Genomic DNA, 21771 nt, shown 5'->3' on the forward strand with positions numbered 1-21771 from the left:
TTCTCGATGCGGACGAACGCGTCCGTGCCGAAGCGTGCGCCGGCCGCGGCCGGCACTGCGAGGAGTGGCTGGATCATCGTCGTCTCCCTCAACCGCCCGACTTCAGTTGCAGCCAGAGACGGTTCTGCATCCGCGCGATCTCGGCGCTTCTAGGCATCGCGAGCGCCGTCTTCGCGATCGTCGCGTCGGACAGGTAGACGCTCGGATCCTGCACGATCGCCGGTGTCACGAACGCGCGCGCGGCCTTGTTCGCGCTCGGATAGAAGATCTCGTTCGTGATCGCCGCGTTGGTCTTCGGATCCTCGATGTAGTTGATCCACTTCAGCGCGGCTTCCGGATGCGGCGCATCCTTCGGAATCGCCATCACGTCGAACCACAGCAGGCCGCCTTCCTTCGGATTCACGTAGCGGATCTCGTACGAGCGCTTCGCGTCCAGCGTGCGCCGCCGCGCGATGCTCACGTCGCCCGACCAGCCGAGCACGACGCACACGTCGTTGTTCGCGAGATCGTCGGAATAGCCGGCCGAACTGAACTGCGTCACGTACGGGCGGATCTTCTTCAGCACGTCGTAGGCGGCCTGGTAGTCGGCCGGGTTCTTGCTGTTCGGATCCTTGCCCATGTACTGCAACGTCGCGGCGAACGCGGCGTCCGGCGCGTCGAGCAGCGAGATGCCGCAGCCTTTCAGCTTCGCCGCGTTCACCGGGTCGAACAGCAGCGCCCAGCTGTCGATCGGCGCGCTGTCGCCGAGCCGCTTGCGCACGGCCTCGACGTTGTAGCCGATGCCGGTCGTGCCCCATGCCCACGGCACGCCGTACTGGTTGCCCGGATCGACCTTCGCGATCATTTTCATCAGCACCGGATCCAGGTTCGCGAGGTTCGGCAGCTTCGACTTGTCGAGCTTCTGGTACACGCCGGCCTGGATCTGCTGCGCGAGATAGTTGGACGTCGGCACGACGATGTCGTAGCCCGAACTGCCCGCGAGCAGCTTCGTCTGCAGCGTATCGTCGCTGTCGTAGCTGTCGTAGCGCACCTTGATGCCCGACTGCTTCTCGAACGTGGGCACCGTGTCCTTCGCGACGTACTCCGACCAGTTGTACACGTTCAGGTTGGTGTCGCCCGCACGGGCCGACAGGCTGGCCGCGAGGGCCAGTACCGCCGACGCGACGAGCGTGGCGCGCAGGGCCGGATGACGACGGATACGGATACGCATGGGGACTCTCCTTGTGATGGGGATCGGCCGTTGCGCCCGGTCCGGGTCCGGACTCGCGTCAACGCCGTCGAGCGGTGTTCAGCACAAGGGGCAATGTAGAGATCGCGGCCCGCACCGTCAGTCCTGCAAACCGGGACAAACGGCGACTTCGTTTCGGGCCGCTTGGGTAGATTCCCGCGTAGGCAGTCGAAATTATTCGTGATACCTGTAGCGCCACCTGAAATCTTCGACACCCGACGCCATGAGCGCTGCGCTTCCCGCCCCCGATCTCCCGCTGAGCCACGTCGCGTTCGTCACCGAAACGCTGGGCGATATCGCGCAAGCGGTCGGGACGCCGCAATTCATGCGCGCCGTCTACGACACGCTCGTGCGCTACGTCGACTTCGACGCCGTGCATCTCGACTACGAACGCGGCGCGTCGGCGGGCCGGCGCAACGTCGGCTGGATCGGCAGCTTCGGCCGCGAGCCCGAGCTGGTCGCGCAGGTGATGCGGCACTACTACCGCAGCTACGCGAGCGACGATGCGACGTATGCGGCGATCGAAACCGAGAGCGACGTGCAACTGCTGCAGGTGTCCGCGCAGCGCGTCGCGAGCGAACTCCGGCACCTGTTCTTCGACGCGGGCGACATTCACGACGAATGCGTGATCGCGGGCGTGACGGGCGGCACGCGCTACTCGATCTCGATCGCGCGCTCGCGGCGGCTGCCGCCGTTCTCGCTGAAGGAGCTGAGCCTGCTGAAGCAGCTGTCGCAGGTCGTGCTGCCGCTGGCGTCCGCGCACAAGCGCCTGCTCGGCGCGATCTCCGCAGACGACTCGCCGCGCGACGAGCTCGATCTCGACCTCGTCGCGCAATGGCTGCCCGAATGGCAGGGGCGGCTGACCGCGCGCGAGATGCATGTGTGCGCATCGTTCATCCAGGGCATGACGTCAGCCGCGATCGCGCAGGCGATGGGGCTGAAGACGTCCACCGTCGATACGTACGCGAAACGTGCATTCGCGAAGCTCGGCGTCGAATCGCGGCGGCAACTGATGACGCTCGTGCTGAGGAATGCGTCGCGACGGCACGACGCGTAGGCTGCCAGCCCGTTGCGCGCGCATCCATCACCGCGCCGCCTCATAACGATTCGACAATTTATTGGTTCCCTTGACGATGCGCCGTCCGTATCGTTCACCGATTCGTCAGACCAATCGACCTACGGGGGAATCCAACAATGAAACGCATCCGTTCATTCGCACTGCTCGCGCTGCCGGCCGCGCTGTACGCCGCCGGCGCGCACGCGCAAAGCAGCGTCACGCTGTACGGCATCGCCGACGCAGGCATCGCCTACGTGCACAACGCGCAGAACGCGAACGGCAGCAATGCGTCGAGCCTCGTCAAGTTCAGCAGCGGCAACCTGTCCGGCAGCCGCTGGGGGCTGCGCGGCATCGAGGATCTCGGCAGCGGCCTGTCCGCGCTGTTCCAGCTCGAGAACGGCTTCAACATCGGCACCGGCGCACTCGGCCAGGGCGGGCGCGAATTCGGCCGCAAGGCCGTCGTCGGCCTCGCCAGCAGCACGTACGGTACCGTGACGCTCGGCCGCCAGTACGATCCGGTCGTCGACCTCGTGCAGGGCCTCACGCAGGACAACTATTTCGGCGGCGTGTTCGCGACGCCGGGCGACCTCGACAACTACGACAACAGCCTGCGCGTCAGCAACTCGGTGAAGTACACGAGCCCGCTGATCTCGGGCTTCCAGTTCGCGGCCCTGTACGGCTTCGGCGGCGTCGCGGGCGCCACCGGCAACGGCCGCACGTACAGCTTCGGCGCGAGCTACGCGAACGGCCCGCTGTCGCTCGGCGCCGGCTTCTTCTACGCGAACGGCGGCACGACGGTCGCCAACGGCGTGCGCACGTGGTCGAGCAGCTCGGACACGCTGTTCAACACCGTGATCAACCAGGGCTTCTCGAGCGCGAAGTCGATCCAGATCGTGCGCGTGGCCGGCCAGTACGTGGCCGGGCCGGCGACCTTCGGCCTCGCGTATTCGAATACGCAGTACGGTGCGGACACGCTGTCGGCGTTCAGCCAGAACGCGAAGTTCAACAACGGCTCGGCGTTCTTCAACTGGCAGTTCTCGCCGGCACTGCGCGCGGGCGTCGGCTACAACTACACGTCGCTGACGGGCCCGGCTTCCGCGCACTACAACCAGGTCAACCTCGGCGCGGACTACGCGCTGTCGAAGCGCACCGACCTGTATGCGCTGTTCGGCTACCAGAAGGCGAGCGGCAACACGCTCAACGCGAGCGGCGCCACCGTGAAAGCGGCCGCATCGGTCGGCTCGTACGGCGTGAACTCGGGCACCGATACGCAGGAACTCGCGATCGTCGGCATCCGCCACAAGTTCTGATCGCGTCGTCGCACGACGACTGCCCCGCAGGCGCGCACCACGGTGCGCGCCTGCGGCGTTTACACTGTCCGACTTCAGGTTCCGCACGACGCAAGGAGACCGGCATGCTGACGGTATGGGGACGACGCAACGCGTTCAACGTCCAGAAGGTGATGTGGCTCGTCGACGAGCTCGCGCTCGCGCATCGGCACGTGCCGGCCGGCGGCCGGTTCGGCGTGCTCGATACGCCCGAGTTTCTCGCGATGAACCCGCATGGACGCGTGCCCTTGATCGACGACGAAGGTACCGTCGTATGGGAATCGCACAGCATCCTGCGCTACCTCGCCGCGCGTTACGGGCGCCCCGGCTTCTGGCGCGACGACCCGGCCGAGCAGTCGCGCGCCGACCGCTGGATGGACTGGGCGCAGACGACACTGCAGCCGACGTTCCTCAACGGCGTGTTCCGCGGTTACTTCCGGACGCCGCCCGAGCAGCGCGACACCGTGCGCGTCGAGCAGAGCATCGCGCAGTGCGCGCAGTATTTCCAGCTGCTCGACGCAGTGCTGGCCGAACATCCGTTTCTCGCCGGCGACACGATCACGCTCGCCGACATCGCGGCCGGCACGCACCTGTATCGCTATTCCGAACTCGACATCGCGCGGCCGGAGCTGCCGCACGTGCAAGCGTGGTACGAACGCCTGCAGGCGCGGCCCGCGTATCGCGCGAACGTGATGATCCCGTTCGACGACCTGCGCGGCAAGCTCGACTAGGCTGGCGCCGCGCCGACGGCGGAACGACTTGCCGGAAGGTCTCGGGAACCGCTGATTGCCGGCCTAACGCCGCCGCATGCCTCCCGCCCCGCCCATGCCGCCGAACCGGTGCATGCCGCCAAACCCATGCCCGACTCCGACCGGGAACGCGCCATGGTGAAAGCCCGCGTCCATCGGTACACCGAAGCGGCGATGATCGATCGGGTTGAAATGGTTGACGTGATCGAAGTGGTGGAAGCGATGGAACCGATCGACGAAGATGAAGCTCACGCCCGCGCCGATGAACACCGGCGGCCCCCAGTACCACGCGTCGTCATACGGATAGGCTGCCACCGGATACCACAGCACGCTACCGTCGGCACTTTGCACGATCTGCCAGGTGCCGTCGCTTTGCAGGCACGCGCGCCCGACGATTTGCTGCGCCGTGCCGTCGATGTCGGCTTGCGCGACGACTGCGCGGCAGTTCGTGCCGTTGTCCGAAGGATCGTCGATCATTTGCGCAAGGACGGACGTGGAAAGACCGAGACAGACGATGCCCGCCACGGATCGAAACAGGTTGCACATGATCGGCTCCTGCGTTGTTGCCCCCGACCACCCGATCCCCGGCGTCGCTGGCGGCGCCCGGAACACCGGTTTGCTTGCGCACGATGGGGCGCGCGGCGGTCATGGCGCACCGCGTCCTCGTGCAGGGTCTCCTGACGGCTAAACGACGCGGCCAGGCGGGTTATTCCTGGGGTCTGGATGCGAAGGGCCGGTGCCGGAACCGTCGGCACGCGTTGCCGTGGTCAGCGCACGGCGTGGCGAGTCGCGACGCGGTAAACGGCGGCTGCCGCGACCCCGAATACCAGATGGGCTAGCAGCGTGATCTCGCCGCGAACCGGGATGAACCACGGGAAGATTGCGGTGAAGGCGTACAGGTTGACGCCATACAGGAGGAGTCCGAACGCACTGCCGGCGAGCAGCGTGGCGCGGAACGACAATCCGTGGACCAGCCGTGCCAGCACGGCCGCATAGACCAGCGAAAGCGCGGCATGCACGACCGTCGCCACGCCCATGACCAGCGGATCGAAGCCGCCGGACGAACCGAGCACGCCGCGCCCCATCACGATGGCCGCCGTGAGGCGCGCGTCGCGAAGCAGGTTCCGGACGGCGTCATCGCCGACGATCGCCCAGAGCAGCAGCTCGATGACGGTCGAGGCGACCGCCGCGCCGAATGCCGCCCAGAGGATCGGAACCGGGCCGGTCTGCTTCAAGTGCCCACCTCCGCGATGGCAATCCGCTGCGCAGACTTACAACGGCCGTTCGCAATCCGACCAGTACGCAAACGGGTCGCGATGCTTCGGATAGTGCTCGTCGAGCCATTTCAGCAACGTCGCACGCGCATTGTCCATGTCGGCTTTCAGCGACGACGTCGTGAGTTCGTGCACTTCGATGGACTTTTCGCGGTCGATCACGAAGCAGTTCCAGTCGGGGCCGTCGAGATCCGGATCGTCGGATGGCTTCGACGACTTGCTCCAGCCGAAGCGCTTGCGTGCGTCGATGTAGTAGCGCGGGTGCACCTTCAGATACGACATCTCGCCGCCCTGCAGGCTGCTCTCGGCGCGCAGCACGTCGCGTTCGTCGACGATCTGCGTGACTTCCGGAAGGCGGCGCGAGCGCCATCCGGCCGGCAGCGTCGCCACGGCCCGGACGCTGTCGTACGTCCCCCATTCCAGCCCCCATGCTTCGGCCATGCGCTTCATGAACGCATCGGCGCTCGGATAGCCGCGCAGCTGGATCCGGGTCGACAGCGTGACTTCGACGCCGCCACGGCCGCCGGATGCACGGGACACCTCGTCGTCCGCCGCTTCGAACGGATTGCCGGGGCGCGGCGACGAACGCGTCGCGTCCGCGGGCGCCATGCCCGAAAACAGTTGATCCAGCGCGGCACGCGCTTTCGACGACTTGTCTGGTCTATTCATCGGTTCCCTTTTCTGCAAGTTTGAACCCGTACTGCAATGGTTGGAGATTGGCTCGCCGCCGGCCAAAGGCGCGATTTTGCCTCATTGCGGCGATCTCGCCGTATTCCGCGGCTGCATTGTAACGATCTGGCGACGCCGGTCGAGCGAACAGCATGGGCATGGGCACGGTCCGTCGCATCCACGGCAAGCCGCGCGCCTACCCCAGCGCCTTCACCATCCGCTCCATCAACGCCAGCACTTCCGGCCGATTCTCGCCCTTCGCATGCACGAAGTGATACCTGAGCAGCGAATCGACTTCATGCCGGCTGACGCGGACGAGCGTACTGCGCTTCAGGTACGCGTCGGCCAGCGGCGTCCGCGCGAGCGCCACGCCGAGGCCCGCTTCGGCCGCCGCCAGCACGAGGTTGTAATCCTCGAACCGGCGATCCTGCGCCCGCGGCTTGAACGGGATGCCGAGCCCGTCGAACCAGGTGCGCCAGCCCGTCACGTCGGAATCGTGCAGCAGCGGCATGTCGAGCAGCGCGGCATCGCCGGTTCGGCGGCGCGCCTTCGCCAGCTGCTCGGCGAGCCGCGGATGCGCAACCGGATACAGCCGTTCCGGCATGAACGCACGGGTTTCGAGCTGGCGCCAGTTGCCGCGCCCGTACCGGACCGACAGATCGGCTTCGCCGCCGGCGATATCGACGTTGCGCAGTTCGATGCCGAGCTCGATACGCAGCGCGGGCGCCTCGCTTTCGAGCATAGGCTGCCGCTCGAACAGCCACAACTGCGCGAACGCGGGCACCACGCTCATCCGGACCAGCCGCGGCGTACGCGGGGAGCGCCACTGATCGGCCGCGCCGTCGATGATCGCGAATGCCTGCTCGATCCGGCCGACGAAGCGCTGCCCGTCCGGCGTCAGGCGCACGCCGCGCGCATGCCGCTCGAACAGCGCCATCCCGAGCCAGTTCTCGACGGCGGCCACCCGCCGGCTGATCGCGCCGTGCGTGACGCCGGAAACGTCGGCGGCCGCGAGAAACGAACCCTCGCGTGCCACCGTGCAGACGGTCTCCAGGCTCGCGAGCGGCGGCCGCGGGCCGGGCGCCGGCGCGGCGACCGGCAGTGCGCCCACGACCTGGCGCGCACGCGCCGGATCGTCAGCCCGCCGCGAACCCGAGCTGTGAGCCATTTTCATATCCGGATGTTGATCTGTGCGCTAGCTTAACATCTCGCCACGCCGCACCATGGCTGCATGAATACCCTTTCCTCATCGACGTCGCGCGGCGCGCGACAACCGCTCGTCGCGGCAGGCGCGGTCGCATTCACGATCGTCTCGTGGGCGTCCGCCTTCCCGTTCATCCGGATCGGCCTGCACGGCCTCGCACCGCTGCAGCTCGCGTCGGCGCGCTTCGCGACCGCGGCCCTGCTCGTGATCGCGTGGCTCGCATGGCGACGGCCGCCGCTGCCGGCGAAACGCGACGCGCTGCGCTTCGTCGCGTGCGGTTTTCTCGGCATCGCGCTTTACAACGCACTGCTCAATACCGGCGAGCAAACCGTGTCGGCCGGCGCAGCGAGTTTCATCGTGAACACGCTGCCGATCTTCACCGCGCTGCTGGCCGCCGTGTTTCTGCACGAGCGCTTCAATCGCTGGGGATGGCTCGGTTCGCTGGTCAGCCTGGCCGGCATCGCAGTAATCGCACAAGGGCAGCCCGGCGGCCTCGTGCTCGGCTCGGGAAGCACGCTGATCCTCGGCGCGGCGCTGTGTTCGGCCAGCTATTTCGTCTTGCAGCGACGGCTGATCCCCGTGTACGGCGCACTGACCTGTACCGCGTACACGCTGCTGGCCGGCGCGGTGCTGCTCACGCCCTGGCTGCCCGGCGCGCTCGGGTCGCTCGCAGGCGGATCGCGCGATACGGCGCTGGCCGTCGTTGTGCTCGGCGTATTTCCCGCCGCGCTGGGTTACGCGACCTGGACCTTCGCGCTCGGCTACTTCGGCGCGGCGCGCGCGGCCAACTTCCTCTATCTGACGCCGGCGGTCGCGACGCTGCTGTCGATGGTGCTGACGGGCGAGCGGCCCGGCATCGCGACGGCATGCGGCGGCCTGCTGGCGATTGCCGGCGTGGTCTTCGTCGCATTGCGCGGACGTTTGTAGGATCGCAACGCCACCGAAAGACAGTACCGGCCCGTCGATCCGGATGCGGGCCGGGCGAAAAGACCCCGGCACCTGCCAAGCGGTATGGATGATCCATGCCGTGAAGTCCGCATCCGTTCGCCGATGCCGGCGAACCTGACCGTTAGTTGCGTTATAGAGGAAGCAACCGTTGATGAAACCAGCCGACGAAACCGGATACGCGCTTGCGAGTGTCCAAACTGTGCAGACAAATCGACCGAACAGTTCCCGATTGACCGTGCATCAGTGTCCATGGCTTCGTCCTGGCGACCGGCCGAATAATGCGTGTGGCCGTAAGGCCGACGTCAGCGAATCGCAGCCTTGGGGCTCGCCGCAGCGCACGATTTCCGGCATCCGGAGCCTTCGACGTCCGGGTGCCGGCCCGCGCCGCACCGGCCCGCTACGCGATTCGCCGCAGCGCGCAAAACCGGCTTCAGATATATTCATACGAATTGCATGATGTCCGGCGACGATCCGCCCGCTCGCCCGGGCGGTCCGTCACACCACCGGACGCCATGCAAGTGAAGCCCGTGATGGGTATGGAGACGCGTCCGATCGCCCCGGCACCCCGGCCGGCCGGTCGAGACGTCACTAGAAAGACATTCAATTCGGAGATGGCAGATGGAACGAAGCACTGTCGGCATGCGCTGCAAACCCCTGATCACCGTTGCACTGGCTGCCGCCGCGTTCGCGGCCGCGTCGACGGCAATGGCCGACCAGGTCGTCAAGATCGGCAGCGTCGAACCGACGACGGGCGGTATCTCGCACCTCGGCAAGGACAACGAGAACGGCGCGCGCCTCGCGGTCGAGGAAATCAACGCCAAGGGCCTGACGATCGGCGGCAAGAAGGTCACGCTGCAGCTCGACGCGCAGGATGACGCGGCCGACCCGCGCCAGGCCACGCAGGTTGCGCAGAAGCTCGTCGACGACAAGGTCGTCGCCGTCATCGGCCACCTGAACTCGGGCACGTCGATCCCCGCATCGAAGATCTACAGCGACGCGGGCATCGTGCAGATCTCGCCGTCGGCCACGAACCCGACCTACACGCAGCAAGGCTTCAAGACGACCTACCGCGTCGTCGCGACCGATGCGCAGCAGGGCCCGGCGCTCGCGAGCTACGCGCAGTCGAAGGGCGTGAAGAGCGTCGCGGTGATCGACGATTCGACCGCGTACGGCCAGGGCCTCGCGAACGAGTTCGAGAAGAAGGCGAAGGCGCTCGGCCTGAAGGTGCTGTCGCACGACGCGACCAACGACAAGGCAGTCGACTTCCGCGCGATTCTGACCAAGGTCAAGGGCGAGAACCCCGACGCGATCATGTACGGCGGCATGGACGCCACCGGCGGCCCGCTCGCGAAGCAGGCGAAGCAGCTCGGCCTGCGCGCGAAGATCCTGTCCGGCGACGGCGTGTGCACCGACTCGCTGGCCGAACTGGCCGGCCCGGCGGCCGACAACGTGCTGTGCTCGCAGGCAGGCGCTGCGCTCGAGAAGATGCCGGGCGGCGCGGACTTCCTCGCGAAGTATCAGAAGCGTTTCAACCAGGGCATCAAGTTCGACGCACCGTTCGCGTATGACGCGGTCTACATCGCGGTCGACGCGATGAAGCGCGCGAATTCGACCGACCCGGCGAAGATCCTCGCGGCGATGCCGTCGACGAAGTACGACGGCGTGATCGGCACGACGACGTTCGATTCGAAGGGCGACCTGACGCACGGGATCATCTCGATCTACGGCTACAAGACCGGCAAGAAGACCTTCCTCGACCAGGTGAAGATGTAATCCGCGCGGCGCCGGCACGACGGGAACGCCACCTGTCGGCGCCGGCGCCACGCGGACCGATTTCTGATTCGCGGAGACGAAGCATCATGTGTGCAATGGCGTATGCGGAATTCCAACAGGAGTTGAAGAAGGCTCAGCTGACGGCGCGCGAGTTCGCCCGCCTGATCCGGATGAACGAAAGTTCGATCACGAACTATTCGAGCAAGGGCACCGTCCCGTCCCACCTCGCGGTCATCGCGAAACTGATCGGCACGCTGGCCGCGCACGAGATCGACTTCCGGCGCGTGATCCGGCAAATGCGGATCGAGCCGAAACGGCCGCGCGGCGTCGGCGTGTTTCCCGCGGCGGAAAAGCCGCGCACGCGGAAAGCCGCGAAAGCCGACGCCTGAACGGCGGCATGCGTCGAACGCGGCAAGGAGATGGCCGCTCGACGCTCGATCGATGCATCCTCACGGGCCGTGCGACACGCGCCGCCCGATCGTCACCCCGCCGCCCGCACGTGATCGAGCAGCGCCTGCAGCGGATGGCGCAACTGCTTCGACGACATGCGCTTCACCTGGCTGCGACAGGAATACCCGGTCGCCAACGCCTCGCCCTCGTCCTCCGGGCCGTCGACGTGCACCGCCCACGACTGCGCATAGATCGTCTTCGACGTCGCGAGATTGCGCGCCTCGTGCCCGTAGGTACCCGACATCCCGCAGCATCCGGTCGACTCGACCTTCAACCGCAGCCCGCGCCGCGCGAACACCTGCGTCCATTGCTTGCCGCTGTCGGGCGCATTGGTCTTCTCGGTACAGTGCGGCAGCAACCGGTACGAACCGGTCGCACCGCCCGCACCGGCTTCCGGCAGTGCCTGCAGCAGCCACTCCTGCGGGAGTGCAACTTTCGGTACCTCGGTAAGCCCCGTCACCTTCAGGTATTCCTGCCGGTACGTGAGCGTCATCGCCGGATCGAGACCGACCAGCGCGACGCCCGAACGCGCCAGCGCGGCCAGTTGCGTCGCATTGCGGATCGCGGCCTTCTCGAACGCCTGCAGAAAGCCCTGGACGTGCAGCGCCTTGCCGTTCGGTGCGAGCGGCGCGAGCCAGACCTGGAAGCCCGTGCGCGCCGCCAGCTCGATCAGCGTCGCCAGTTGCCCGGTATCGAAATAGCGCGTGAACGTGTCCTGCACGATGACGACGCTGCGCTCGCGCTGCGCATCGCTCAGTGCGGCGAGCGCATGCGGGTCGGCCGGCTTCACGTTCCATTGCCGGATCACGGCCGCGAGATCGAAGCGGCTCAGCAGCGGGCTGTCGACCATCCCGACCTGCCGCTCGAGCAGCGTGCGCATCCACCTCGCACGCATCAATCCGTTGTACAGCGCAGGCACGCGTGCCATCCACGGCATCGTGAATTCGAGCGAGCCGATCAGGTAGTCGCGCAGCGGCCGCAGGTAGCGCTGGTGATACAGCTCGAGAAAGCGTGACCGGAACTCGGGCACGTTGACCTTCACCGGGCACTGTCCCGCGCACGACTTGCATGCGAGGCAACCGGCCATCGCGTCGTACACCTCGTGCGAAAAATCGGCGTCGCCGTTGCGCGCCGCGCGGCTGTTGCGCCAGCGCTCGGCCAGGCCGCGCAGGAGCGGCTGCCGCGCACGCGCCGCCGCGACGACGTCGATGCCGGCCTGTCCTTGCAGGCGCAACCATTCGCGCATCAGCGACGCGCGCCCCTTCGGCGATTGCACGCGTTCGCGCGTCGCCTTCCACGACGGGCACATCGCGTCGTCCGGATCGAAGTTGTAGCACGCGCCGTTGCCGTTGCAGTGCATCGCCGTGCCGTAGCTCTGCCACACGCGCTCGTCGATCTGCCGGTCGTGGTCGCCGCGCGTCGGCACCTCGTCGATCTTCAGCAGCCGCATCGTGTTGTCCGGCGGCGTCGCGATCTTGCCCGGGTTGAACTGGTTGTGCGGATCGAACGCGGCCTTCAGCTGCTGCAGCGACGGATACAGCTCGCCGAAAAACGCCGGTGCATATTCGGAGCGCACGCCCTTGCCGTGCTCGCCCCACAGCAGGCCACCATGCCGCTGCGTGAGTTCGGCCACCGCGTCCGACACGGGCCGCACCAGCGCGGCCTGCTTCGGGTCCTTCATGTCGAGCGCCGGGCGCACGTGCAGCACGCCCGCGTCGACGTGGCCGAACATCCCGTACTGCAGCCCGTGGCCGTCGAGCAGCGCACGGAATTCGGCGATGTACGCGGCGAGGTTCTCGGGCGGCACCGCGGTGTCCTCGACGAACGGCTGCGGGCGCGCCTCGCCCTGCACGTTGCCGAGCAGGCCGACGGCGCGCTTGCGCATCGCATACACGCGCTTCACCGCATCGTCGCCGGCCGCGAGCGTATGGCCGAGGCGCTCCACGCTCGTATCGGTGCGCAGATGCTCGACGAACGCACGCACGCGCGCATCGACGTCGTCCGCGTCGTCGCCGCTGAACTCGATCAGGTTGATGCCGAGCGTCGGCCGCTGGTCGTCCTGCGGGAAATACTCGGCCACGCTGCTCCACACGAAATCCTTCATCGCGAGCATCAGCACCTTCGAGTCGACCGTCTCGATCGACAGCGGCTTGAGTTCGAGCAGCGCGCGCGCATCGCGCAGCGCGTCCATGAAGCCCGCATAGCGCACGTTGACGAGCACCGAAACCTTCGGGATCGGCAGCACGTTGAGTTTCGCCTCGACGACGAAACCGAGCGAGCCCTCCGCGCCGCACAGCACGCTGTTCAGGTTGAAACGGCCGTCGGGTTCGCGCAGGTGCGCGAGGTCATAGCCGGTCAGGCAGCGGTTGAGCTTCGGAAATTTCGCGTCGATCAGCGCCGCCTTGTCGTCGCTGATGCGGCGCGCGGTGCGATACACCTTGCCGATACGATCCTGCCGCGCGCACCGGCGCTCGAGTTCGTCGTCATCGAGCGCGTCGCTGTGCAATTGCTCGCCGCCCATCAGCACGAAATCGAGTTCGAGCACGTGGTCGCGCGTCTTGCCGTACGTGCAGCTGCCCTGCCCGCTCGCATCGGTGTTGATCATCCCGCCGACGGTCGCGCGATTCGACGTCGACAGCTCCGGCGCAAAAAACAGCCCGTGCGGCTTCAGCGCCGCATTGAGCTGATCCTTGACGACGCCCGCCTGCACGCGCACCCAGCGCTGCTCGACATCGATTTCGAGGATCCGGTTCATGTTGCGCGACAGGTCGACGACGACGCCGTCGGTCAGCGACTGCCCGTTCGTGCCCGTGCCGCCGCCGCGCGCGGCCACGGCAACGTCGCGGTGCGCGGGCTCGGCCAGCAGTCGTGCCACCAGCCGGACGTCATCGGCATGCGCGGGGCAGATCACCGCCTGCGGCAGGCGCTGGTAGATCGAGTTGTCGGTGGCCTGCACCGTCCGGTTCGCGTGATCGGCACGGATCTCCCCGGCGAATCCGGCGGCCCGCAGCGCGGCGAGAAAGTCGCGGTACGCGTTGGCAGGCGGGCTGGCGGGACGGGGCAACGGGGCGATCGACATGGGTAAAAGCGCAGTGTGGGTGGAGCCGGCCGGCATGCGCGCGCCAAAACATGAATTTTCGGCAAGTTTCCACGCGACCGGGAATTCCAGTATCTTCGGAGATTCCATGAGAAACAAACGAATTCTCATCCGTCGAATATTGCATAAAACTCATGAATTACCGTCGCCTGACCCCGTCGATGTCATTGCTGCTCGTGTTCGAGGCCGCCGCCCGGCATGAAAGCTACACGCGCGCGGCCGAGGAACTGTCGCTGAGCCAGAGCGCGATCAGCCGGCAGGTCCAGACGCTCGAGGATCAGCTCGGCGTGCCGCTGTTCCGGCGCGAGGGGCGCTCGGTCAAGCTGACCGAAGTCGGCCGCCGCTACTTTGCCGAACTGAGCGGCGCGCTCGGGCGCATCCGTGGCGCGACGCTGCAGGCGATGTCGCATCAGGCGGGCGCCGGCACGCTGCGGCTCGCCACCTTGCCGACGTTCGGTTCGAAATGGCTGCTGCCGCACCTGCACGACTTCTACGCCGCGCATCCGGGCGTGACCGTGCATCTTCATTCGCGGATCGGCGCGATCGATTTCCTGCACGACGACCTCGACGCGGCCATCACCGTCGGCGCGGGCGACTGGCCCGGCCTGCACGCGCACCGGCTGTACAACGAGTTCCTGATCGCGATCGCGCCGCCCGACCCGGGCCGTGGCCGCAAGGCCGACGCGCGCACGCCGGCGTGGGCCGCCAAGCAGACGCTGCTGGGCGTGACGAGCAACCAGCAGGCGTGGGCCGAATGGTTCTCGCACTATCGGCTCGATCATCGCCAGATGCGGATCGGCCCGAGCTTCGAGCTGACGTCGCACCTGATCCAGGCCGTGCGCGCCGGGATGGGAATCGGGCTGGTGCCGAAGGTGCTGGTGGAGGATGAACTGAGCCGCGGCGAACTCGTGTCGATCGGCGACGCGATTACCAGCCAGCGCAGCTACTACCTCGTCTATCCGCCGGGCAACGAGACGCTGCCGTCGCTCGTCGCGTTCCGCGAATGGCTGATGACGTCGTGCTGACGCGCGGCCGGCCGCGGGCCGCTCAGGTGCGCCATTCGCCGAGAATCTGCTCGGCCAGGTAGTCGCACGGCGGGCGCGCGGACTGCGCGCTGCGCGCGAGCACGACTTCGATCTCGCCCAGCGGCGGCAGCCCGTGGCTTTCCGACAACTGCATCAGGTGATCCGGGATGCAGCAGCGCGCCAGCGGCGCGACCGCGAGCCCGGCCTCCACCATGCTCAGCAGCCCGAGGTGACTCGGGCTTTCGTACGACATCCGGTACGGGATCTTCTGCCGGTTCAGCGCCTTGACCGCCCGATCGCGCGCCATGCTGCCGCCGTACGTGAAAAACGCCACCGGCAGCGGCCGCTCCTCCCACACGTCGCGCTTCGGCGACCCGGCCCAGACGAGCGGCTCCATCCGGATCAGCTCGCCGGTCACGCCCTTGATCCGCGTGAGGCACGCGAGGTCGACCGTGTTGTCCTTCAGCATCGGCACGAGCGCGCTGCTCGGCTGGCCGATCACGCGCACTTCGACACGCGGGTGCATCGCGGCGAATTTGCCGAGCACCTGCGGCAGCAGCGACGAAATGTAGTCGTCCGGCACACCGATCGTCACGCGGCCGCGGATCTCCGGACGCACCACCGACGCCCATGCCTCGTCGCGCAGCGCCAGCATCCGGCGGCCATACTCGGCGAGCATCGTGCCGTCGTCGGTCGCCGTCACGTTGCGCGTGTCGCGGACGAACAGCGGCTTGCCGAGCGCGTCTTCCAGCGCCTTGATCTGCATGCTCACCGCCGACGGCGACCGGTGCACGGCCTGCGCGCCCTGCGCGAACGATCCGGTTTCGGCGACGGCCACCACCATCGCGAGCACATCGAGGTCGAGCTTTTTCATGTCGATTCAGGAAATCTGATCAATCGATTCAGTTTATCCCGTTTTACTGTTCGCCTCCACGGCCGGACAATGAACTCCGTCAGCACTCACTCGATGCAGGAAGCGGAAACATGCAACCCTCCGGATCGCTCTACGGATTTCTCGCCATCGGCGGCATGCTCGCGGTCACGCCCGGGCCGAACATGGTCTACGTGATGTCGCGCTCGATCGCGCAAGGCCGCACGGCCGGGCTCATTTCGCTGGCCGGCGTGATGATCGGCTACCTGTTCTACATGTTCGGCGCGGCGTTCGGCATCACGACGCTGTTCATGAGCGTGCCCTATGCGGGCAGCGCGCTGGGCGCGGTCGGGGCGGTCTACCTGCTGTACCTCGCATGGCAGGCCGTGCGGCCCGGCGGACGTTCGCCGTTCGAGGTGCAGGCACTGCCGAACGAGCAGCCGATGCGCCTGCTCGCGATGGGCGCGACGACCAGCGTGCTGAACCCGAAGCTCGCGATGCTGTTCGTGTCGCTGCTGCCGCAGTTCATCGACTACCGGCAGGGCAGCGTGTTCGGCCAGTCGCTGTTTCTCGGGTCGCTGCTGATCGCCGCGTTCGCGTCGGCCAACGGGCTGGTGGCGATCTGCTCGAGCAGCATCGCGAAGCTCCTGCACGGGCGCCCGACGCTGCTGCTCGCGCAGCGCTGGGCGATGGGTGCGGTGCTCGGCGGGCTGGGCGTGCAGATGGTGGCCGAAGCGTCGAGAATGGCGGGCGCGGCGTGAGTCACACACCGACGGGGCGCGCGCCCGCGCGATCGCGAGCCGCGCGCTTTCGTCCCGCAATCGTCACGCGGGCACTGCCTGCCGCTGCGCTTCGAGTTCGCGCACGAGCGGCAGCACGCGCTTGCCGAAGTACTCGACTTCCTCGATGAAGTGCAGGAACCCGGCCAGCACGAGATCGACGCCGATCGCCTTCAGCGCGACGATCCGCTCGGCGATCTGCTGCGGCGTGCCGATCAGGTTCGTGCGGAAGCCGTCGTTGTACTGCACGAGATCCTCGAACGTCGATTTCGCCCAATTGCCCTCGCCTTCGGGCGACGCCTTGCCGGCCTCCTTCACCGCATCGCCGAACGCGTGCACGGCCTCGACGTGCGCGTGCCGGATGATGTCGTCGAGCACGGCCTTCGCCTCCTCCTCGGTATCGCGTGCGATCACGAACGCGTTGACGCCGATCCGCACGCGATGGTTGTTCGCAGCCGCCTTCGCGCGGATGTCGTCGATCTGCGCCTTCAGGTTCTCCGGCGTATTGCCGTTCGTGAAATACCAGTCCGACACGCTCGCCGCGTTGTCGCGCGCCGCACGCGAACTGCCTCCCTGGAAGATCTCCGGATGCGGCTTCTGCACCGGCTTCGGGCTCAGCGTGTAGTCGTTGAAGCGGTAGAAATCGCCCTTGAACGTGAAGTTGTCCTGCGTCCAGATGCCCTTCAGCGCCTGGATGAATTCCTTCGAGCGCCGATAGCGTTCGTCGTGTTCGAGCCACGGCTCGCCGATCGCGGTGAATTCGCCCTTGAACCAGCCGCTGACGACGTTGATCGCGATGCGCCCGTTCGAGATGTGGTCGATCGTCGCGAGCTGCTTCGCGACCACGGCCGGATGCCATGGCCCCGGCAGGATCGCGGCGAGCACCTTGAGCTTCGTCGTCGCATGCAGCAGCGCCTGGCTGAACGACACCGACTCGTGCTGGTATTCGGCGCCGTAGCCGGCCGTGAAGCGGATCTGGCTCAGCGCGTAGTCGAAGCCGGCCGCCTCGGCCGTGCGCGCGAGCTGCTGGTTGTATTCGAGGCTCCAGTCGGTGCGTTGCTCGATCGTGCTGACGACGAGGCCGCCGCTGACGTTCGGCACCCAGTATGCGAATTTGACGCCGTCGGAGGAAGGGTCGGGAAGGCTCATGAAGGTGTCCTGTCGAAGGGGAACGAAAAAGCGGCTTACGCGGCCGCGGCGGAAAGCGCGGGCACGCGCAGTTGCGGCACGGCGCGCTCGACAGCGAGTGCGATGCGCTCGCGCAGCGCCGGGTTCGCGATCCGGTACTGGTCGAAATCGCTTTCGGATGCATACACGCCGATCGGCAGCGTGCGCGCCTGGAAGAAGCTGAACAGCGGTCGCAGCTGATGGTCGATCACGAGCGCATGACGCTCGCTGCCGCCAGTGGCCGCGAGCAGCACGGGCACGTCGACGAGCGCATCGTGGCGCACGAGGTCGATCAGGTGCTTGAACAGGCCCGTATAGGACGCCCGATAGACCGGGCTCGCGACGACCAGTACGTCAGCCGTCTCGATCGCGCGGATCAGTGCGTCGAGGTCGGCCGGCACCTGCGCGCGCGTCAGTGCGCCGGCCAGCCGGCTGCCGATTTCTCCGAGTTCGATCAGCCGCGTGTCGATCGGCAGCGCGGCGCCGAGTGTCGCGACGATCTCGTGGATCAGCGCCAGCGTGCGCGACGGCCGCTGCAGGCTGCCCGATATCGCGACCACGTTGAGGGGATTGCTCATGCGATGCGTTCCTGTTGTCGAGCCGCATGTCGATGCGGCGATACCGCTTCGAGTCAGCAAGGAGCGTGCCATTGGCGCAGGCCGTGTCACTGCGTGATCGTCTGCATCGCGAAGTTCTGTGTGGTCGCCCGCCTGGCATGGTGTTCGCTCAAATGCGCGAGCGCTGCAAGCTTTCCGATGCTTGCGTCACATCGATAGTCCGCAGCGTGATGAACCGGGCGAAGCGGTGATGCTCGAGCGCTGCTGCTCAGGAAGCAGCAAATCGCACGTTTCGACATCAAATTCGAAGCTCCTACGCCACATCGATCGCGCTCACCCGCACCATTGCTGGTTCCGCAGCAATCGCGCTTTGGTTATCAGAAATCGATGCTTTTCGCGCGCGAAGAAACGTTGAACACTCTGCTGACCACGCAGCAGCCGGACCGCCGCGCCCGCCGACACGGGCCTGCGTCGCCGGCCATCCAACGGTTCATCGCCATGACTTCCATTTCCGCATCGTCGCGCCCGCTCAACCTTCGTGTCGTCGCCACGCCCCGCAACGCGTCGGAAACGCACGATCCGGGCGACCTGCCCGCTGCGGAGCGCACCGCATCCGTCCTGACGTTGCCCGGACGCCACGCGCAGGTCCGCGCGCGGGCGCAGGTGTTCGCCGACCCGCGTTCGCTCGCGCTGCTCGAACAGGTGCGCCGCGTCGCGCCGAGCGACGCGAACGTGCTGATCGTCGGCGAGACTGGCACCGGCAAGGAACTGATCGCGCGCCACGTGCACGAACTCGGCGCTCGCCGCGACGGGCCGTTCATCGCGGTGAACTGCGGCGCGTTCTCCGACACGCTCGTCGACAGCGAACTGTTCGGCCATGAGAAAGGCGCGTTTACGGGTGCCTTCAGCGCAAAACCCGGCTGGTTCGAGGCCGCGCACGGCGGCACGCTGTTTCTCGACGAGATCGGCGACCTGCCGCTGTCGATGCAGGTCAAGCTGCTGCGCGTGCTGCAGGAGCGCGAAGTTGTGCGGCTCGGTTCGCGCACGGGCATTCCGGTCGACGTGCGCGTGGTGGCCGCAACCAACGTCGATCTGCAGCAGGCGGTGGCCGCGGGGCATTTTCGCGGCGACCTGTTCTACCGGCTCAATGTCGTGCAGCTCGCGGTCCCGCCGCTGCGCGAGCGGCCGGGCGACATCCTGCCGCTCGCGCGTCACTTCTTCGACGACTATCGCAGCCGGCTCGGCTACGGCCCGCGGAGCATCGATCCGCGCGCCGAGCGCCGGCTCGCGGCACACGGCTGGCCCGGCAATATCCGCGAACTGGAGAACGTGATCCATCATGCGCTGCTCGTGTGCCGTCACGACGCGCTGCGCGACACCGACCTGCACCTTGCATCGCCATGCATGCCGCCGGCCGCCGTGCATGCGCCCGAATCGTCCACCCACGCGCAGGCAGCGTTCGAACGCGCGCTGCGCGACCTGTTCGACGACGGACACGGCAACCTCTTCGAACACATCGAGGACACCGTAATGCGTGTCGCGTTCGACTTCAGCCACCGCAACCAGATCCGTGCCGCGCAGTTGCTCGGCATCAGCCGCAACGTGCTGCGCGCGCGGCTGATCCGCGCAAGGGAAATTACGGCGCTGAAGTAGCCGCCCCCGATGGCGCGATCGCGCCGCAATCCGTGCATGGACGTCCGAACCTGATGTATCGTGGCGCGAAGCATGTGCTTCGTCGCCGCTCCTGCATCCGGTTGCCCGTCACGCGACCGTCCGCACCCGGCGACCGCGCACCCGCACGATTCTCCGCAATACGAAAGCCGGCCGGCGCCCGTGCGGGCCCGGCCGTGCCCCGTTCACCCGTCCGGAATCCGTCGCCATGAAAAAGCTTGTGAACCGCCCGTCCGATGTCGTGCGAGAAATGCTGGAAGGCATCGCGCGGCAATCGCCGCATCTCGCGATCCTCGGCGACGAGCACGTGCTCGTCCGCCAGCCGTTGCCCGAACCGTCCCAGCGCCCTGTCGCGATCCTGTCCGGCGGCGGCAGCGGCCACGAGCCCGCACACGGCGGCTACGTCGGTGAAGGGATGCTGAGCGCGGCCGTGTGCGGCGAAGTGTTCACGTCGCCGTCCACCGACGCCGTGCTCGCCGCGATCCGCGCCAGCGCCGGCCCCAACGGCGCGCTGCTGATCGTGAAGAACTACACGGGCGACCGGCTCAATTTCGGGCTCGCCGCCGAACTTGCGCGCGCCGAAGGCATTCCGGTCGAAACGGTCATCGTCGCCGACGACGTATCGCTGCGCGGCCGTGTCGATCGTAGCCAGCGGCGCGGCATCGCCGGCACCGTGCTGATCCACAAGCTCGCCGGCGCGGCCGCCGCGCGCGGGCTGCCGCTCGCGCGTGTCGCGGCCATCGCGCGCGACGCGGCGGCCGAGCTCGGCACGATGGGCGTCGCGCTCGACGGCTGCACGATCCCGGGCGCCGACAAATCGGGCTTCAGCCTCGGCGACAACGAGATCGAGCTCGGTCTCGGCATCCACGGCGAGAAAGGCGTCGAGCGCCGCGCGCCGCTGGCGGCCGATGCGCTTGCCGACACGCTGCTGTCGAGCATCGTCGCCGATCTCGTGCTCGACCGCGATGAACGCGTCGCGCTGTTCGTCAACGGCCTCGGCGCGACGCCGGACATGGAACTCGCGATCGTGCTGCGCGCCGCGTACGACAACCTGACCCGGCGCGGCATCGTCGTCGCACGCGCATGGGCCGGCACGTTCCTGTCCGCGCTGAACATGCCCGGCTGCTCGATCTCGGTGCTGCGGCTGAACGACGAACGCGCGGCGCTGCTCGACGCGCCGACGCAGGCGCGTGCGTGGCCGGGCGGCGGCGCCGTGAATGCGCAGATCCGCGTCGCCGCAGCCGCGTCGCAGGATGCCCCGTTGCCGCCGCTCGATGCGGCCGGTCGCGCGTGGGCCGCGCGCCTGCAGCCGGCGCTGCAGGCGGTCGCACAGACGCTGATCGACCACGAGCAGACGCTGACGGACCTCGACGCGGCGGCCGGCGACGGCGACCTCGGCGCGAGCATGCTGCGGGCCGCGCAAGCGATCCTCGCGTTGCCCGACACCGCATACGCCACACCGGCCGGCGCGCTCGCGGCGCTCGGCGCGGCATTGCGCCGTGCGATCGCCGGCAGCTCCGGGCCGTTCTACGCGACCGCGCTGCTGCGCGCGTCGCGCCGGCTGGCCGATCTCGCCGAACCGTCGGCGCGCGACTGGGCCGCGGCATTCCGCGCGGCCGTGGATTCGATCGGCGAACTGGGCGGCGCGCATGCCGGCGACCGGACGATGCTCGATGCGCTGGTGCCGGCCGTCGACGCATTCGGTCGCGCACTCGACAACGATCGCGATACCGCAAGCGCATGGACGGCGGCCGTCGAAGCGGCCGTGGAAGGTGCAGAGGCAACGGCGCGGATGACGCCGCGCGCGGGGCGCGCGAGCTATCTCGGCGAGCGCGCGATCGGCACGCCGGATGGCGGCGCGGTAGCCGTGTCGTACTGGTTGCGTGCATTGCAGCCGCACGTGCGCTGAACGGCGACGAACACG

19 protein-coding genes are annotated in these 21771 nt (G+C 67.5%); 10 read left to right on the forward strand and 9 right to left on the reverse strand.

Annotated features, from left to right (window positions below):
• Positions 1-88: 88 nt before the first annotated feature.
• Positions 89-1210 (reverse strand): polyamine ABC transporter substrate-binding protein, encoded by a 1122-nt coding sequence (locus U5798_RS33340; RefSeq protein ID WP_322084487.1) that lies wholly within the window; start codon positions 1208-1210, stop codon positions 89-91.
• A 241-nt stretch (positions 1211-1451) separates the two neighbouring features.
• Here U5798_RS33340 and U5798_RS33345 point away from each other — a divergent pair, with 241 nt between their 5' ends.
• The 3 genes from U5798_RS33345 (at position 1452) to U5798_RS33355 (ending at position 4344) form a co-directional block, all read left to right on the forward strand.
• Positions 1452-2285: a helix-turn-helix transcriptional regulator gene (locus U5798_RS33345; protein ID WP_322084488.1), complete on the forward strand. Its 834-nt coding sequence runs from the start codon at positions 1452-1454 to the stop codon at positions 2283-2285.
• A gap of 137 nt (positions 2286-2422) precedes the next feature.
• Positions 2423-3595: a porin gene (locus U5798_RS33350; protein WP_124456681.1), complete on the forward strand. Its 1173-nt coding sequence runs from the start codon at positions 2423-2425 to the stop codon at positions 3593-3595.
• 104 nt (positions 3596-3699) lie between these two features.
• A complete protein-coding gene (locus U5798_RS33355) occupies positions 3700-4344 on the forward strand; it encodes a glutathione S-transferase (protein WP_322084489.1) in 645 nt (214 codons plus the stop codon).
• Between the two features lie 63 nt (positions 4345-4407).
• Here the strand turns inward: U5798_RS33355 and U5798_RS33360 are convergent, their stop codons facing one another.
• From U5798_RS33360 to U5798_RS33375, 4 genes are all read right to left on the reverse strand, one after another.
• Positions 4408-4908: a hypothetical protein gene (locus U5798_RS33360; RefSeq protein WP_322084519.1), complete on the reverse strand. Its 501-nt coding sequence runs from the start codon at positions 4906-4908 to the stop codon at positions 4408-4410.
• Positions 4909-5129: 221 nt separating this feature from the next.
• The gene (locus tag U5798_RS33365) at positions 5130-5597 is read right to left on the reverse strand and encodes a sodium:proline symporter (RefSeq protein WP_322084490.1); all 468 of its coding nucleotides are present in this window, start codon (positions 5595-5597) and stop codon (positions 5130-5132) included.
• A gap of 36 nt (positions 5598-5633) precedes the next feature.
• The gene (locus tag U5798_RS33370; RefSeq protein WP_322084491.1) at positions 5634-6305 is read right to left on the reverse strand and encodes a nitroreductase; all 672 of its coding nucleotides are present in this window, start codon (positions 6303-6305) and stop codon (positions 5634-5636) included.
• A gap of 196 nt (positions 6306-6501) precedes the next feature.
• Positions 6502-7479, reverse strand: a complete 978-nt coding sequence (locus U5798_RS33375; RefSeq protein WP_124456685.1) for a LysR substrate-binding domain-containing protein — start codon at positions 7477-7479, stop codon at positions 6502-6504.
• Positions 7480-7536: 57 nt separating this feature from the next.
• Here U5798_RS33375 and U5798_RS33380 point away from each other — a divergent pair, with 57 nt between their 5' ends.
• The 3 genes from U5798_RS33380 (at position 7537) to U5798_RS33390 (ending at position 10619) form a co-directional block, all read left to right on the forward strand.
• The gene (locus U5798_RS33380) at positions 7537-8436 is read left to right on the forward strand and encodes a DMT family transporter (protein WP_322084492.1); all 900 of its coding nucleotides are present in this window, start codon (positions 7537-7539) and stop codon (positions 8434-8436) included.
• Between the two features lie 639 nt (positions 8437-9075).
• On the forward strand, positions 9076-10230 hold the full coding sequence (locus U5798_RS33385; RefSeq protein ID WP_124456687.1) for a branched-chain amino acid ABC transporter substrate-binding protein: 1155 nt from the start codon (positions 9076-9078) through the stop codon (positions 10228-10230).
• Between the two features lie 86 nt (positions 10231-10316).
• Complete coding sequence (locus U5798_RS33390) at positions 10317-10619, forward strand: XRE family transcriptional regulator (RefSeq protein ID WP_124456688.1); 303 nt, start codon at positions 10317-10319, stop codon at positions 10617-10619.
• Between the two features lie 92 nt (positions 10620-10711).
• Here U5798_RS33390 and U5798_RS33395 read toward each other — a convergent pair whose 3' ends face one another.
• Positions 10712-13759 (reverse strand): FAD-binding and (Fe-S)-binding domain-containing protein, encoded by a 3048-nt coding sequence (locus U5798_RS33395; RefSeq protein WP_322084493.1) that lies wholly within the window; start codon positions 13757-13759, stop codon positions 10712-10714.
• 152 nt (positions 13760-13911) lie between these two features.
• On the opposite strand from U5798_RS33395, the gene U5798_RS33400 reads away from it, so the two are divergent.
• Positions 13912-14802, forward strand: a complete 891-nt coding sequence (locus U5798_RS33400) for a LysR substrate-binding domain-containing protein (protein WP_124456690.1) — start codon at positions 13912-13914, stop codon at positions 14800-14802.
• A gap of 22 nt (positions 14803-14824) precedes the next feature.
• Here U5798_RS33400 and U5798_RS33405 read toward each other — a convergent pair whose 3' ends face one another.
• The gene (locus U5798_RS33405; protein ID WP_322084494.1) at positions 14825-15676 is read right to left on the reverse strand and encodes a LysR substrate-binding domain-containing protein; all 852 of its coding nucleotides are present in this window, start codon (positions 15674-15676) and stop codon (positions 14825-14827) included.
• 110 nt (positions 15677-15786) lie between these two features.
• Here U5798_RS33405 and U5798_RS33410 point away from each other — a divergent pair, with 110 nt between their 5' ends.
• The gene (locus U5798_RS33410; protein ID WP_322084495.1) at positions 15787-16434 is read left to right on the forward strand and encodes a LysE family translocator; all 648 of its coding nucleotides are present in this window, start codon (positions 15787-15789) and stop codon (positions 16432-16434) included.
• Between the two features lie 63 nt (positions 16435-16497).
• Here the strand turns inward: U5798_RS33410 and sfnG are convergent, their stop codons facing one another.
• Together sfnG and msuE are read right to left on the reverse strand one after the other, a co-directional pair.
• Positions 16498-17601: a dimethylsulfone monooxygenase SfnG gene (gene sfnG / locus U5798_RS33415; RefSeq protein ID WP_322084496.1), complete on the reverse strand. Its 1104-nt coding sequence runs from the start codon at positions 17599-17601 to the stop codon at positions 16498-16500.
• A gap of 35 nt (positions 17602-17636) precedes the next feature.
• A complete protein-coding gene (gene msuE / locus U5798_RS33420; protein ID WP_322084497.1) occupies positions 17637-18197 on the reverse strand; it encodes an FMN reductase in 561 nt (186 codons plus the stop codon).
• A 477-nt stretch (positions 18198-18674) separates the two neighbouring features.
• Here msuE and U5798_RS33425 point away from each other — a divergent pair, with 477 nt between their 5' ends.
• Together U5798_RS33425 and U5798_RS33430 are read left to right on the forward strand one after the other, a co-directional pair.
• Positions 18675-19829: a sigma-54 interaction domain-containing protein gene (locus U5798_RS33425; RefSeq protein WP_322084498.1), complete on the forward strand. Its 1155-nt coding sequence runs from the start codon at positions 18675-18677 to the stop codon at positions 19827-19829.
• A gap of 226 nt (positions 19830-20055) precedes the next feature.
• Positions 20056-21756, forward strand: a complete 1701-nt coding sequence (locus U5798_RS33430; RefSeq protein ID WP_322084499.1) for a dihydroxyacetone kinase family protein — start codon at positions 20056-20058, stop codon at positions 21754-21756.
• The last annotated feature ends 15 nt before the right edge of the window (positions 21757-21771 follow it).

The organism is Burkholderia sp. BCC1972 (assembly GCF_905339605.1).
Taxonomy (GTDB): domain Bacteria; phylum Pseudomonadota; class Gammaproteobacteria; order Burkholderiales; family Burkholderiaceae; genus Burkholderia.